Source organism: Pseudomonas iranensis (assembly GCF_014268585.2).
Classification (GTDB): Bacteria; Pseudomonadota; Gammaproteobacteria; order Pseudomonadales; family Pseudomonadaceae; genus Aquipseudomonas; species Aquipseudomonas iranensis.
Genome location: NZ_CP077092.1, coordinates 3,462,337 through 3,478,215 on the forward strand (window position 1 = coordinate 3,462,337; position 15,879 = coordinate 3,478,215).

The 15,879-nt window shown below is 62.3% G+C and carries 8 protein-coding genes; 1 reads left to right on the forward strand and 7 read right to left on the reverse strand.

Annotated elements, in window-relative coordinates; genetic code table 11:
• Nucleotides 1-226 precede the first annotated feature (226 nt).
• The 4 genes from HU724_RS15450 to HU724_RS15465 all read right to left on the reverse strand — a co-directional run bounded on the left by HU724_RS15450 (nt 227) and on the right by HU724_RS15465 (nt 6,729).
• Nucleotides 227-760 (reverse strand): hypothetical protein, encoded by a 534-nt coding sequence (locus HU724_RS15450; protein ID WP_137213665.1) that lies wholly within the window; start codon nt 758-760, stop codon nt 227-229.
• Between the two features lie 77 nt (nt 761-837).
• Entirely contained in the window at nt 838-2,757 is a 1,920-nt protein-coding gene (locus HU724_RS15455; RefSeq protein ID WP_186569062.1) for a hybrid sensor histidine kinase/response regulator, read from the reverse strand.
• Entirely contained in the window at nt 2,750-5,080 is a 2,331-nt protein-coding gene (locus HU724_RS15460; RefSeq protein ID WP_186569063.1) for an ATP-dependent DNA helicase, read from the reverse strand. The genes HU724_RS15455 and HU724_RS15460 overlap by 8 nt, the downstream gene beginning before the upstream one ends.
• On the reverse strand, nt 5,077-6,729 hold the full coding sequence (locus HU724_RS15465; protein WP_186569064.1) for a VRR-NUC domain-containing protein: 1,653 nt from the start codon (nt 6,727-6,729) through the stop codon (nt 5,077-5,079). The genes HU724_RS15460 and HU724_RS15465 overlap by 4 nt, the downstream gene beginning before the upstream one ends.
• A gap of 195 nt (nt 6,730-6,924) precedes the next feature.
• Here HU724_RS15465 and HU724_RS15470 point away from each other — a divergent pair, with 195 nt between their 5' ends.
• Nucleotides 6,925-7,149 carry a YgdI/YgdR family lipoprotein gene (locus HU724_RS15470; RefSeq protein WP_016774830.1) on the forward strand — a complete coding sequence of 75 codons (225 nt, stop codon included), beginning with the start codon at nt 6,925-6,927 and terminating at the stop codon, nt 7,147-7,149.
• Nucleotides 7,150-7,270: 121 nt separating this feature from the next.
• Here the strand turns inward: HU724_RS15470 and HU724_RS15475 are convergent, their stop codons facing one another.
• From HU724_RS15475 to eprS, 3 genes are all read right to left on the reverse strand, one after another.
• Entirely contained in the window at nt 7,271-9,124 is a 1,854-nt protein-coding gene (locus HU724_RS15475; RefSeq protein WP_186569131.1) for a polyurethane esterase, read from the reverse strand.
• Between the two features lie 383 nt (nt 9,125-9,507).
• The gene (locus tag HU724_RS15480) at nt 9,508-12,585 is read right to left on the reverse strand and encodes an autotransporter serine protease (RefSeq protein WP_186569065.1); all 3,078 of its coding nucleotides are present in this window, start codon (nt 12,583-12,585) and stop codon (nt 9,508-9,510) included.
• A gap of 232 nt (nt 12,586-12,817) precedes the next feature.
• A complete protein-coding gene (gene eprS / locus HU724_RS15485; protein WP_186569066.1) occupies nt 12,818-15,769 on the reverse strand; it encodes an autotransporter serine peptidase EprS in 2,952 nt (983 codons plus the stop codon).
• Between the last annotated feature and the right edge of the window lie 110 nt (nt 15,770-15,879).

Sequence of the window (15,879 nt, forward strand, 5' to 3'; positions counted from 1 at the left end):
TAAAAGTCAAAAGCCCCTCACCCTAGCCCTCTCCCCGAGGGAGAGGGGACTGACCGGGGTGTTTTTTCGTTATTCATCGACCTGAAAAATCGAGTCGAATACAAGTTTTGAAAAGCGTAAAAATCTGCTCCCTTTCCCCCTCGCCCCCTTGGGGGAGAGGGCTGGGGTGAGGGGGTAAAATCTCATTAACACCACAACATCCAGCACCTGTCCCGACCAATCCACCTCAAGGATTGGTCACCTGAATAAACACCGCATACACCCCCAACATCACCCAGAACGTGGCAAAAATCCAAGGCGTGCGCACCGAGAACAGCAGCGACTTGCGATAGCCCTTGTGGCTCGATTCCATTTCGCTGAAAAGTGGTGACTCGTCATACGCCGCGCCCATTACCGGCTCTGCGTGCAGCAACTGGCTCTGCTTGAAGTGCCAGTGATCAATGATGTCGTAAGCCGCGCGAATCCCCGGCCAGGCATTCAATGAACTGAGCACCCCGAGCAGCGCGAGAAACGGCGGCACGACGAGGGTGAACATCTTGCCCCACTCCGGATTGAGGTTGGCCATGCACGAGGCGAAAGCGATCACCAGAAACGACTGCGCCGCCAGGTAGGCGTCGGTGCGGTTGGCGAGGATGCTGGTTTCGTACTGGATTTCCCGTCGATAGAAATCCAGCCGCTCCTTGGGTGAGCCAAACATCTTGGCGTCGTGTTCGGCCAAGGCTTCTTCAACAGCGCTTGGCTGGGTCAATATGCGAGACAAGAGACGTGCCCTCCAAAGTGAACAAGACTTTTGGAAAGGCACGCGTCAGCACTAGTTCAGCCGGATCGACCAGCGCGTCATTTCATCGATTGGGCGATGATTTGCACCAGATTCAATTGGGTGAACGGTTTCGGCAGGCGCGGCAGTTCGGCGGCGAAGCCTTCCAGGCGTTCGGCGTAACCGGTGGCGAGAATGATCGGCAGATCCGGTTTGAGCAGGCGCACGGCGTGGGCCAGTTGCGCGCCACTCATGTGCGGCATGGCCATGTCGGTTATCACCAGATCGATCACTTCGCCCTGATCGAACAGCGCCAGCGCCTGGGCGCCGGAGTTCGCGCCGATGACGCGGTGGCCGAGGTCTTCCAGCAGCAGGCTGGTGCTGGTCAGCACCAGCGAATCGTCATCGACCACCAGCACGCTGAGCCTCGGCACCGCAATGGGCGCGGCGTCGCTGTACGCCGGGCGACTGGCCGTACGCTCAAGCGCTACCGGAATCCACAACTCGGCTGCCGTGCCCTGGCCCTTCTCGCTCTTGAGAATAAAGCGCCCGCCCAACTGCTCGATGAAGCCGTGCACCATCGACAAGCCCAGCCCGGTGCCTTTGCCCAGGCCTTTGGTGGTGAAGAACGGATCACGGGCACAGGCCAGCGTGGCTTCGTCCATGCCTTCGCCGCTGTCGATCAGGCTCAGGCATACGTAACGCCCCGCCGCCAGGGTCGAATGAGTTTGTTCCAGCACCACTTCGGCTTGCGCCTGAATGATCACCGTGCCGCCCTCGGGCATGGCATCGCGGGCATTGGTGGCAAGATTGAGGATCGCCAGTTCCAGCTGATTGCTATCGGCCAGCACTGGCTGCAGGTCGTCGGCAAAGCGCGTTTCGATACGGATCCCCGGTCCGAGCGAGCTGCGCAGCAGCCCGGTGATGCCTTGCACCAGTTGCGGGATATCCACCGATTCGGTCTTCAGTTCCTGGCGCCGGGCGAAGGCCAGCATGCGCTGGGTCAGCGAAACACCGCGCAAGGCGCCTTGGGTGGCGTTTTCCAGCAGTCGAGCGATTTTCGGCGCGTCGCCGATGCGTTTCTGCACGATCTCGAGGTTGCCGAGAATCACCGTCAGCAGGTTGTTGAAGTCATGGGCGATGCCACCACTGAGTTGGCCGATCGCCTGCATCTTCTGCGCTTGGAACAACGCCTCGCGGGTCTTTTCCAGGGCCTGCTGCGCTTCGTGGGCCTCGGTCACATCGCGGGTGATCTTGGCGAAGCCGAGCAACGCGCCGGTGTCGCCGCGAATCGCATCGACCACTACGTGGGCAAGAAAGCGCGTGCCGTCCTTGCGCATCCGCCAGCTGCGGTTCTCGAAGCGGCCTTCGCGGGTGGCAATCTCCAGCGAACGCTGCGGCTCGCCGAGTTCGCGGTCTTCGGGGGTGTAGAAAATCGAAAAGTGCTGGCCGATGATCTCTTCCGGCAAATAGCCCTTGATGCGCTGCGCGCCCTGGTTCCAGTTGCTGACGCAGCCTTCGGGGCTGAGCATGTAGATCGCGTAATCGGTGACGCCCTGCACCAGCAGGCGGAACTGCTGTTCGCTTTGCTTGAGGGTTTCCTCGGCCATTTTGCGGTCGGTGAGGTCGCGGGTGATCTTGGCGAAACCGAGCAGCTTGCCGTTGGGGTCGATGATTGGATCGATTACCACGTGCGACCAGAAGTGCGTGCCGTCCTTGCGCACGCGCCAGCCCTCGCCTTCGAAGCGACCTTCGCGAATCGCCGTGTCGAGCGCCCGTTGCGGCATGCCGTTGGCGCGGTCTTCAGGGGTATAGAAGCGTGAGAAGTGCTCGCCGATGATTTCCGCTTCTTCATAACCTTTGAAACGTTTGGCGCCGGAGTTCCAACTGGTGATGGTACCGTCGGGGTCGATCATGTAGATCGCATAGTCGACAACCGCGTCGATCAGCAGCCGGAAACGGCTGTCTTCGATCGCTGTGGTTCTGTTGTTCTCACTCATCACACTCACCAGCCACTGTCATGGGCTGAAGTATGCGTGAATCCGTCGATTTGAAAAGCGCCGGTTCGCTTTTGATCGCCCACCAGCGTGGCAGCAGTTGCTGGATGCGGCTTTCGGCAAAGCGGTCATCAATGAGCATGACCGTGCCGCGATCCTCACGGGTGCGGATCACCCGCCCGGCGGCTTGTACGACTTTTTGCATGCCCGGGTACAAATAGGTGTAGTCGTAGCCGGCGCCAAAAATCGCCGCCATGCGCCGCTTCATCTGCTCGTTGACCGGGTTGAGCTGCGCCAGCCCCAGCGTGGCGATGAACGCGCCGATCAGCCGCGCGCCGGGCAAATCGATGCCCTCGCCAAACGCGCCGCCCAACACCGCAAACCCCACACCCTGGCTGTCGGCGCTGAACTGGTCGAGAAACGCCTGCCGCGCGCCCTCGGCCATGCCCCGCGATTGCAGCCACTGAGTGATGCGCGGATGGCGCTCGGCCAATAAGGTCGCGACCTGTTGCAGGTAATCGAAACTGCTGAAGAACGCCAAATAGTTGCCCGGGCGCTCGCTGAACTGGCGCGCGATCAGCTCGACGATCGGCTCCAGCGAGGCTTGGCGATGGTTAAAACGCGTGGAGATCTGACTGACGATGTGCACCTGCAATTGCTCAGCGCTGAACGGCGATTCGACGTCGATACACACCGTGTCGGCGGGCGTGCCGAGCAGGTCGGCGTAATAGTTGCGCGGGCTCAGCGTGGCCGAGAACAGCACGCTGCTGCGCGCCGCGCTCAGGCGCGGACCGATGAACGCCGCCGGCACCACGTTGCGCAGGCACAGTTGCGACAACGGACGCTTGCGGTCGAGGTCGCGTTTGCTGATATCGAAAAGGTAATGCTCGTCGTACAGCTCGGCGACCCGGGCGAATTGCAGCAAGTCGAAATAGAAATTCTGCAGACCGCTGTCGAGGCCTTGCGGATGCTCGTTGAGGTAATCGCCAATGGCCGCGCAACACAGCGAGATGGCGTGCAGGAGTTTGTCCGGCGCCTTGTCGTACGCCTGATACGCCGCGAGTTGCTGCGCATGCAGCGCGTTCCATTCACGGTTGACCCGTTGCAGGGCATTCTTCAGCGCTGCCGGCGCGGTTTTGCGCACGCTGGCGAGGGTGAACTGGTCGAGGCTGGCGCTGTACATCTGCCGGCCGCGCTCGACCAGGTTGTGCGCCTCGTCGGCGAGCACCGCGACTTTCCACTGATTGAGCTGGGCCAGACCGAACAGCAGCGCGCTGAAGTCGAAGTAATAGTTGTAGTCGGCAACCACCACATCCGCCCAGCGAGCCATTTCCTGACTCAGGTAGTACGGGCACACGCTGTGCTGCGCGGCGACTTCACGCATCGCCGCCTGATCGAGCAGGTTGATGCGGCTGGCGGCTTCGCGGGCGGCCGGCAAGCGATCATAAAAACCCTGGGCCAGCGGGCAGGATTCGCCATGGCAGGCCTTGTCCGGATGTTCGCAGGCCTTGTCGCGAGCAACCATTTCCATCACCCGCAGCGGCAAGTCCGGCGCTTGCCTGAACAACACCTGGCTGGCATCCAGCGCCAGCTTGCGTCCGGGAGTCTTGGCGGTGAGAAAGAACACCTTGTCCAGTTGCTGCGGCGCCAAGGCCTTGAGCATCGGAAACAGCGTGCCAAGGGTTTTGCCGATGCCGGTCGGCGCCTGGGCCATGAGGCAGCGGCCGGTGCTGACGGCTTTGAACACTGATTCGGCCAGATGCCGTTGGCCGGGACGAAAATCCGCGTGCGGGAACGCCAGTTGCTGCGCGGCCAGATTGCGCGCTTCGCGATGGGCCATTTCCTGCTCGGCCCATTGCAGGAACAAAGCGCACTGCTGCGCAAAAAAAACCTGGAGCGACTCGGCGCTATGGGATTCGACCAGGCAGGTTTCCTTTTCGCTGACGACGTCGAAATACACCAGCGCCAGATTGATCTGCTGCAATTGCAGTTTCTGGCACATCAACCAGCCGTAGATTTTCGCCTGCGCCCAGTGCAACTGGCGGTGATTGGCCGGTTGCTTGTTCAGGTCGCCGCGATAGGTTTTGACTTCTTCCAGGCAGTTTTGCGCCGGATCGTAGCCATCCGCCCTGCCCTTGACCTTCAGTTCGCCGAATTCGCCTTGCAGCGCCACTTCGCTCTGGTACTGCTCGCTGCGCCGCGAGGCCACGGTGCGATGGCCGACGATGCCTTCCAGCGCGGTCGGTGACGGGGTGAAGCGCAGGTCGAGGTCGCCGGTCTTGGCGGTGAACTCGCACAGTGCACGCACGGCAACGCTGTAGCTCAAGCGCTCTGCTCCGCCCATTGCACGTAACACACGGCCACCGGCATTTGATGCTCGTGGCAGAACTCCAGCCAGCGCAGCTGATTGTCCTGCAAGCGGTCGCCGGGGCCTTTGACTTCGATCATGCGGTAGGTCTTGTGCTGCGGCCAGAACTGGATCAGGTCCGGCATGCCGGCACGGTTGGCCTTGATGTCGAGCAGCAATCGGTTGAACCAGTGTTTCAGGTGTTCGGCGGGCAGACAGGCCAGCGCCTGCTCCAGCAAGTCTTCATTGAGCGCGCCCCAGAACACGAACGGCGACTGGATGCCCCACTTGTCGACGAAGCGCTGGCGAATCGTCTCGGCGTAGCGGCCGTCATCGAGTTCGCCCAGGCAGGCCTGAAACAGCTCGGCGCGGCGCTCGAGGAAGTCTTCGCTGAGCAGATCCACCGGGCCGCGCTGAAACGGGTGAAAGAACGCACCCGGCAACGGTGCGAAGATCGCCGGCCAGCACAACAGGCCGAACAATGAATTGATCAGGCTGTTCTCGACGTAATGCACCGGGCCGTCATCGGCGTGCAAGTGCGCTTGCACATGAAACTCCACCGACCGCGCCGGATCGATGCGCGGCAAGTGCAAGTCGAGGCGCTCGACCTCTCTGGCCTTGGCACGCTTGAGCGGCGGGCCACCGAGTTTGCGCCGCAGGCGCGGGACGATGCGCTGCAAGCCTTGCTGCTCGGCCGCGCTTTGCGGTGCCTGTTCGGCCAGCGTGCCGAGCTCCAGCGCCAGCGCGTATTCGCCGCAGCGTTCGAGCACACGGATCATCCGCAGTCGTGCGCCCGGGTAGACGCAGTCGCGGTAAACACTCAAAGCCAGCGCAAAGTCGCCGATGCGCTCGGCGTACTGGCCGATCTGGAACAACGCCTTGGCTTGCCGGCGGCGCAGCCACGGGTTGTCGAATTGCACGGCGTTGATCTGTTCGACGATCTCGTCCAGCGCTTCACCGGCCTCGAAACGCAACTGGCACTGATGCAGGAACAGGCAGGCGTCGACGTCTTCGCGGCTGCGCAGGCCTCGGGAGTCGGCGCAGAACTCGACTTTTTCATAAGTGAAGATGCCCAGGTCGGCCAGCACGAACTCCGACCAGTCCTGATACAGATTGCCGAAGAACATCAGGCGCAGGCGATCGCACAGGTCCATCAGGGTCAGGCTGAACAGCCGCTCAGCCAGTTGCGGCGCCCAGACACGCAGGGTCTGCGCCTCGCTGAACTGTTCGGCCAGCACGGGCAGCCACTCGTCCTTGCGCCCTTTCGGCTGTTCGATAAAGGCGCCGAACGCTTGCAAGAGCTCGGCCTTGAGCAAGACGTCGAACAGTTCTGCCAGTGTCAAATCCGCGTGTTCATCGAGCCAGCCGTGATCGAGCAACGGCCGCGCCGCCTCGGCAATGTCGCCGATTTCCAGATAATTGAGTTTGCTCGCGCGAAAGTGAATGCCCTTGCGCATGACCATGCGCACCAGCAATCCCTGCGAGGCTTGCGGCAGCGTATTGAAGTCGCGGATGAAGCCGTGTTCGCTTGCGCTCATCACATCGGCATAGCGAAGCCCAAGCCAATCAAGCACTTGCCGGAAGTTGTTGAGGTAATAGAACGGATCGTCTAGAGGGTTGGAGGTCACGGGAATTCAAAGCCACGGCAAGCGAACACTGGTTATGCGTACAGATAACAGCTCAGCCCCGCCCGGCGCAAACGGAAAAAGATCAATGGCATTTTTTCGCGCCGCCATCGAACTTTTCCGCCGCTGCTGGCACCAACCGCGTTACAGGGCCGACAATGCCCGCAATCACATTCAAGCAAGGAGTCAGAGGTGGGTATGAAAATCAAGATGCTGGGCATTCCTGTAGCGGTCGCAGCCCTGTTGGCGCTGGGCGGCTGTTCGACCCAGACCGTGGTGACGTTGCAGAACGGCACCCAGTACCTGACCGAGGACATGCCGAAGACCGAGACCGAAGATGGTTTCTATGAGTTCGAAGATATTTCCGGGGCCAAGGTCAAGGTTCGCGCCGATGAAGTCGCGACCGTGCGCAAGGAAGACTGACTTGGCCTGAATGATCGTTTTTCGCGAGCAGGCTCGCTCCCACACGGGATCTACGTCGTTCACAATCCCCTGTGGGAGCGAGCCTGCTCGCGAAGGGGCCGGCACAGGCCCCGCACCAACATCAGGCTATAACAACCCCGTCGGCACTCAAACTCCCCAGCGCCACCCCCACCAACGTCACCGAATCCCCACCAAACGTCAGCACAGTATCCTGCCCGACCGCCGATGCATGGGCACGGAAATCATCCCCCGGCAACACCCCCTGCACGCCAAGAAACACCAGTTTGTCATCGGCCGTGTAGCCAACCACACGGTCCTGGCCAAACGCGCCATTGAACAAAAACGTATCCGCCCCGCCGCCCGATTCCAGCAGGTCATTGCCCGCACCACCGACAAATACGTCATTGCCCGCACCGCCGAGCAAATGATCGTTGCCCTCAAGGCCAAACAGCCAATCGCCGCCGGTATGCGCCTTGAGCATGTCAGCGCCGCCCGTTCCTCTAATACTTGATTCATAAGCGGTGAGGTTACTGCCGACTTTCAACCCCGTGGCGGTGACGCTGTGCAGCACGTCGTCCTTGAACACGCCCCAGAGAAACCCCGGTTCTTTGCTGACGATGCTGCCAATGTCACGGGTGATGCTGATCCCGCCGTTGGCATCGCGGATGTAAAGGTTGCCAGCGCCGTCGTTGGCGAAATCGAAGTGCTTCACCGACTGCTGCAAGTCGAGGGTGTTGCTGCCCTGCCCACCCAGAATGACGTTGTAGCCGCCGCTGTCGCGGAAGCTGTCATTGCCGGCGCGCCCCTCCAGATAGTCGTTACCGCTGCCGCCCTGGATCAGGTCGCTGCCGTCACTGCCGATGATGAAGGTGCTGCCCTTGTGGGGTTCGGCATTGCGGTTGAGGTCCTGCACCCATGTGTTGGCCCGCGCCGGGTCGGACAGGTTGGCGACGATGATCGTCGAGTCGCGGCTGGTCAGGTCGTAGAACTTCGATTCAAGCACTCGGGTCATGCCGTCGCCGTAGCCAGTGGGCAGGTGCGAAATCCACGTCGGGATATTCAGGATCGAATACGGCAGCACGTTCCAGGCGTTCGAGGCGTAGTGGTCGTTGAAGCTGACGATGTTGTCGGTGGTCGAGGCATGCGGCGCGTCGTGCACGCCCACCGAAGCGCTGCTGAAGGTCGAACCGTCAAGGGCACGAAACACCGGGTCGTTTTCGTAGCCGATATTCAGCACCTTGTCTCCGCTGCTCTGGGTCGGCGAGGCGTAGGCAATGTAGTTGGAATCGGCGAAGAAACCGCCCCACTTGCCAGCGCTCAAGTCAGCCATGCTGTTCACCGCCAGGCCGCCGAGGCTATGACCGCTTACCAGCACGTCTTTGCCGCTGAGGCCGTTGGCCCGGGCGAATGCGACCACATCGTTAAGCAGATTGCCAAAGGCTTCACCGACGTAGTTTTTCGCGTAATCGGCCGGGCCGAACGCGGCGAGCAGATCGTTGATCACGTCGCCAATCGAATCACCGATGAGGATTTCGCGCGGGCCGCTGGTGCCACGAAAGGCGATCCCCAGTTCGGTGAGGTGACCCTGAGCGTCGTACTTGCCGAGGATTTCCACTTGTGCGCTGGTGTAGCCGGCCTTCTCGCCGAAGAATGTCCCGCGTGCGTCGGTCTTGCCTTCATAGCCCAATTGCGCGGCGCTGATCGGTGTCCAGCCGGCCTTTTGCACGGCCTCGAGGGCGAGTTTTTCCGAATCGGGATTCCACGGGATACCGGGGATCACCCCTTGCGAATCGGTGCCGCCAATCAGCGCGGTAACCAGCGTCGCCGGCAGACCGAGGCCGAAGCCGTTGTGCTGGTAACCGGCGGCGAAGCCGTTATCGAGGTTGTGATAGGAGTACAGCGTGATCGCCATGGCATCGCTGAACAGCGCCGCGGAATCGGCTGTGCCGAAGTTCTTGTAGTCGTATACACCCATTGCCATTGCCTCTCTTGTTGTTGGAATTGTCAGAGATAGCTCACAGCCAGAGCGCGAGGCTCCGGAGCATTCATTACATCTTGCACATCCTCTGTAGGAACTGCCGAAGGCTGCGATCTTGTGGGACGCAGAGCGTCCCCGGCTGCATTCCCACGCAGAGCGTGGGAACGATCATGTGTACGCCGTACCTGTGGGAGCGAGCCTGCTCGCGAAGGCGGCAGCACATGCAACATCACAATCGCCTGAACCAGCGCTTTCGCGAGCAGGCTCGCTCCCACATTTGGATCTTCTGCACATTTGGATTTTTGTACTCGAACAATCCCATGAGCAGCGCTCCCTTCTCTTGAAAAACCGGCAGCCCGAGAAGCGCTGCCGGTTACGCCTCAGAACTGCCAGTCGAGCGTCAGACCGACGCCGTGATCTTTCTCGTTCGAGCCGATCAGGCCGTTGTAGTCAAGGTTGACCCGCACGTCGCGATTGAGCGCCAGCCCGGCGCGCACGCCGACCACGGCAGCGTCACGATCCATCGACACGCTCTGCACGGTGAACGCGCTGTTGCCGTTGGCGAAGGCCAGATGGCTGTCGGCATCGACGCTGCTCAGGTTGTGTTGCCAGCCGAGGCTGGCGCCGAGTTCCAGCTGATGGTTGTCCGACAAGGCGAAGCTGCGCTTGGCGCGCACGCCGAGGGTCGACAGCACCACGTCGCGGGTGTCTTCACCACCTTTGAGCGCGGCAGCGTCACCCTTCTCGGTGAAGCTGTCGGTGTTGAGGTGCACGTAGGACAGATTGGCGAACGGCTCCAGGTTCATCGGTTGCAGGCCCAGGTCGTAAGCGGCCTCGGTGAACAGTTGCGCGGTTGTCGCGTCACGCTTGGTTTTCTGTTTGCCGCTGACGTCGCCGAACTGCAGATCACGTTTGACGTCGATGCGATGCCAGCTGTAGGCGCCGCCGACGGTCAGGCGCAACGCGTCGATTTCATGGCCCAGATACGCACCCAAGTGGTAGCTGTCGACCGACGCCTGGGAATGCGTGCCGCTGCCCATGCTCAACGAGCTGTCGCTGTAACCGGTGACGAAACCGAGACGGGTATCTTCAGCGATCAGCCCGTCGACGCCAGCCAGCAGCCCGCCGATGGAGCTATTGGAATCGGCATTGTCGTATCCGCCATCACTCTCGCCCCATGAGCCGAGGACCTTGACCCAGACGTTGCTGCGCTCATCAGTCGGCGCATCGGCGTTGAACAGATCACGCTCACGCAGGCGCTCGCCGACGGCTTCGCGCAGGTAGCGGCTGTCGTTGATCAGCAACGTGCCGATGGCCGGGTGAATCTCGCCGGACAACTGTTGAAAGGCCTGCTGCGCCGACGCCGCGTTGGGCGACAGCAACAGGGTTTCGAACAGCGCATTGCCCGCACCTAAACGCTCGGCCGCCGCACCGACGGCGCGCTGGTTCGGCGTCAGGCCGACGCTGGCGAACGATGCCTCATTGCGCCCGACCGCCAGCTGAATGCCGCCCGCCGAGTAATCCAGAGTGCCGCCAAGGAAGGCGTAATTCGGCAAGACCTGACCGAAGCGCCCTTCAATGCCACCCGCCGCTTGCAGAATGTTGTAGCGAGTGCCGAGCAGGCTTTGCACTTCGCCGGTGCTGAGCAGGGTCGGGCTGTTTTCCAGCGACAGGCTCACCGTGGCGCCGTCGATGACGGCTTTGCCGCCCGCGACGATCTGGTCGCTGCTGGTTGGCGACAGCTCTACAGCGTAGGTTGAGCCCGGCGCGAAGGTCACGTCCCCCGCCACATTCAGGGTGCCAATGGAATTGCCCGGTGCCACCGTACCGCCGCTGTTCACCGCCAGCGCGCCGATGCGGCCATTGCCGCCGAGGATGCCGCCGTTGTTGACGGTGACCGCCGATTGCAGCGAGCCGTTGATGGCCAGACGGCCCTGATTGACCAGGGTCGGGCCGCTGTAAGTGTTGTTGCCGGTCAGCACCAGGGTGCCGATGCCTTGCTTGGTCAGACCGCCGTGGCCGCCGATGTCGTTGCGCCAGGTGTCGAGGCCGCACGTGATGTCGCTGCACACCCGCTCGGTCGGTTTGCCCTGGTCGATGATCGCGCCGATGCCCGGCAAGTCAGCAACGAACTGGCCGGAACCGTAAGCGCCCTGCACGCGGAATTCCTCGGGAATGTCCTGCTCGGTGACAAACATCGCCGGGCCGTCGATGGCCTTGCGCAGGTTGATCATGCCCCAGCCGTACAAGGCGTCGATGCCCGGTGCGCCGATGTCGGTCGCAGTGGTGCGCAACACGCTGGCGACCTGATCGCCGGACATATACGGGAAGCGCTCCATCAACACCGCGATAGAACCGGCCACGTGCGGCGCGGCCATCGAGGTGCCGTTGTAGTTTTTGTAGCCGGTGGTCAAGTTGTCGGCGTTGGTGCCTTCGATGATCGAGCTGTAGATCTTGGTGCCCGGCGCCGAGACGCAGTAACTGGCGGTGTAGCCGCAACGCGAGGAGAACGTGCTGATCACGTACGGATTGGCGCTGGCGGTGTCCGGATTCTGCTGCAATGCGGCGACCGTGATCCAGTTCGGCGCGATGTCCGGGACGAAATAACCGAGGCCGGCAATGGCATCCGGGTTGTTCAGGTTGTAGTCGTTGCCGGCGGCGAAAATGGTGACGATGCCGCTGCGTGCGGCGGCAATCGCGCCGTCGTAGGCGCCGCCGGGTTTGGTGCCGAGCAGCGTGCGGATTTCGTTGAACTGCAACTGCGCGTCGTTGACGGTGAAGTGCGGATACGCCGGATCGCGGCCGCCGAGGTCGAAGCGGTCGGTGATGCCGATGCCCCAGCTGTTGTTGATGATCCGCGCACCGCTGGCGATCAGCGCATCCCAACCGGCCTTGTACACCGCGCCGTCGTTGCCACGCACGATGCCGTCTTCAGGCCCCGGGTCGCCGTTGTCGGCGCTGATGATCTGCGCCCCGAACGCGACGCCGTGCATCACCCCGCCGTCGCGACTGCCCGCCGCGATACCGCCGACGTGGGTGCCGTGGGCGCCGAGCTTGCCGTCGGAGCCGACCGAGGGCGAACCGTCATAGCGAAACGCGTCGCCGGCTTTCACCGGGATATACGGGTCGGTGTATTCGCGGATACCGCTGGTGACCAGAGTGACGACTTTGTTACTGCCAGAGAACTCCGGATGCGCGGCGTAGACCGGCTGATCGAAGATGCCCAGTTTCACGCCTTTGCCGGTGTAGCCGGCGGCGTAGGCGTAATCCGCGCCGATCGCGCCCAGGCCCCAGTCGGCCTTGAATTCATTATTGCGCCAGCTCGACGGATCGCCGCTGCGGCCGTTCTCAACGTAAGGCGCTGCCTGTGCCATCGCACTGGCACAGAGCATGGCGACTGTCAGGGTTTTCAGGGCAAAGCGGCTACCCGATTGCGCGGGGGTATTGTTGTTATCCATCCACGACCTTCCTTAGTGATGTTGCGAAAAATCCGGTTGCCTGTGCTGCCGTTGATCGTTCCCACGCTCTGCGTGGGAATGCCTCTAGGGACGCTCCGCGTTCCAATGGGACGCAGACCGTCCCGGGCTGAATTCCTTTGCTGCGCGTGGGAACGATCAACACAGGTTTTGCGACTGCTGCGCAGTCGAGCGGGGATAAATCCCCTCGCCACAGTGGCTCAAACCCATGTAATCAGAACTGCCAGTTCAGGCTCAGCCCTACGCCATGCAGCTTCTCGCGGCTGGCCAGTTGGCCGTTGTAATCGAGGTTGACCCGAACGTCCTTGCTCAACGCCAGACTGGCCTGCACGCCGAGCAGCGCGGCATCACGCACCAGCGCCGAGCTCTCCACTGAGTACGGCGTGCCGCCGCTGGCAAAACGCAAATGCTGCTCTGATTCGATATCGCTGAGGCTGTGCTGCCAGCCGAGACGGGCGCTGACGTCCAGCGCTTGCTGGCTGGAAAGGTGGAAGGTTTTGCTCGCCCGCACGCCCAAGGTGCTCAACACCACATCGCGCTGATCGCCCGAGCTTTTCAGCGCCGCGGCATCGCCCTTTTCGGTGAAGCCTTCGGTGTCCAGATGCAGGTAGGTCAGGTTGGCGAACGGTTCCAGCGCCAACGGTTGCAGCTGCAAGCGATACGCCGCTTCGGCGAAAACCTGAGTGGTGGTCGCATCAAGCTTGGCTTTCTGCTTGGCGCTGACCTCGTCGTATTGCAGATCGCGCTTCACATCGCCGCGATGCCAGCTGTACGCCGCGCCAGTGCTCAAGCGCCAGGCGCCGATGTCGTGCCCGGCGTAAGCGCCGAGGTGGTAGCTGTCGACTTCTGCCGAAGAATGCGTGCCCGAGCCCATGCTCAAGGAGCTGTCGCTGTAGCCGGTGACCAGACCGATGCGGGTCTGCTCGTCCAGCGCGCCGTCGACACCCGCCAGCAGCCCGCCGATCGAGGTGTTGTAGCCGGCCGTGTCGTGGCCCGAATCGGTGCTGCCCCAAGCGCCGAGGGCTTTGATCCAGCCGTTGCTGCGAGTCGCCGATTCATCGTGCAGCCGCTCGCCGAGCGCATCACGCAACTGGCGGCTGTCGTTGATCAGCATTGTCCCCAGCGCTGGATAAATCTCGCCGCTCAGTTGCTGGAAGGCTTGCTGCGCCGAGGCTTGAGTCGGTGCACGAAGCACGCTTTCGTAAACCGAATTGCCAGCGCCCAGCCCTTCGACTGCCGCGGCCACCGAACGCTGGTTCGGCGTTTGCCCGACGCTGGCGAAGCTTGTCGCGTTGCGCTGGATATTCAGCTGAATGCCGGTTGCGGCGTAGTCGAGGGCGCCGCCGATGAACAGGTAGTTCGGCAGCACCTCGCTGAACTGTCCCTGTATGCCACCGGCCGCTTGCAGGATGTTGTACTGGCGGCCGAGCAGGCTTTGCGCTTCGGCGCTGCTGAGCAAGGTCGGGCTGTTTTCCAGCGCCAGGCTGACGCTGGCGCCGCTGACGGTTGCCGTGCCGCCGGCAACGATGCGGTCGCTGCTGGTGGGCGATAGCTCGACGGCGTAAGTCGAGCCCGAGTTGAGTGTCACGTCGCCGGCGACGTTCAAGGTGCCGATGGAATTGCCCGGTGCAACCCGGCCGCCGCTGTTGGCGGTCAACGCACCTATGCGTCCGGAGCCGCCGAGGGTGCCGCTGTTATTGACGGTGACCGCTGAAGTCAGCGAACCGTTGACCGTCAGCAGACCGCCGTTGACCGTGGTCGGGCCGCGATAGGTGTTGGCGCCGCTGAGCAGCAATTGCCCGGCGCCGGACTTGATCAGGCTGCCCTCGTACACCCGGTTCGTCGCTGCCGCATCACGCAGCATGCCGACGGCGTAATCGGTCTGGTCCTGCTGACTGGCGCCGGCCGGCACACCGTTCTGCCAGCCTTTGTCCTGCAGGGTTTGCTGCCAGGCGCTGTGCTCGGCGACGTCTTCGCGCTGGCGCTGGAGCAGCGCGTTGTCGGAGATGTCGTTGCTCCAGACATCGCGCTGCCCTGCCCCCAGATTGGCATCGAACGCACCGAGCAATTGCCCCGGCCCGCGCATCGCCCGGTCGAGGTTGGCGACGCCCCAACCGACGCGCTCGTTCGGTGCGTCGGTGATCGAGCCATCGAGCTGGGTGGCGGTGGTCAGAAGCACCTCGAGCGCCTGCTGGCTGTTCATGTACGGATAGCGTTCCATCACCAGCGCCAAGGCGCCGGTCGCGTGCGGCGCCGCCATCGAGGTTCCGGACTTGATCGCATAACCGCCGCCGGGAATGGTGCTGTCGATCTTCGCCCCCGGTGTGGTGATGCACCAGTACTTGGCGATACCGCACTGGTTGTACTTCTGCTGATTGCTCTGATCGAGCCCTGACACCGCCAGCCAGTGGCCTTCCAGATCCGGCTGAAAGTACGGCAGCGCCGAGCGCACGCTGGCGTTCGGATAACCGCTGTTGCCGGCGCTGAAAACGTTGATCACACCGCGCCGCGAAACATCGGCAGCGGCGTCGAGCCAGGTGCCCTTGTTCCAGTGCTGCGCGTAGGCGGCGTGCAGATCCGCGAGAGTGCGATAGCTGACATCCGGCGGCTGACTGCCCCAACTGTTATTGATCGCCCGCACCCCGGCATCGGCGAGGCTGTCGTAGACCGCTTTGAAATAACGCGGATCAGGGCTGGGGCCGAAGAGGAAACTGTCGTTCTTGTTGGTGTTGCCGACGTAGATTTGCGCGTTGTAAGCCACGCCGTGCATGCCGCTGCCATCACGGGCAGCGCCCATGGTGCCGACCACGTGGGTGCCATGGGAATCGTTGTTCGGGTTGAGCGTGCCGTCGACGTTGAACGCTGAGCCATCGACGTAGCTGCCGCTGGCGGTTACCGGGTGATAACGGTCGGCGGAGAATTCGGGATGGGCTGCATCGAAACCGGAATCGAGCGCGCCGATCTTCACGCCCTTGCCAGTGATGCCGGCTGCGTAGGCTTGATCGGCCTGCATGCGTTGCAGGCCCCAGTCGCGCAGGAACTCGGCACTACGCCAACTGGCAGGATTGCCGGGCTGGCCGGGTTCCAGGTATTGCGCCTGAGCCTGGTTTGCAGAAATCACAAGCAACAGGGTACCGAGCGAAATCGGCTTGATGTGTACGTCCATGGTCATCATTCTCGTTTTTGTTGTTTTGTTCAGGGCTGAATTGCGGTGTCGCCTGTTCCCCTCACCCCAGCCCTCTCCCAAAGGGAGAGGGGGCCGACCGTGTTGTCTTC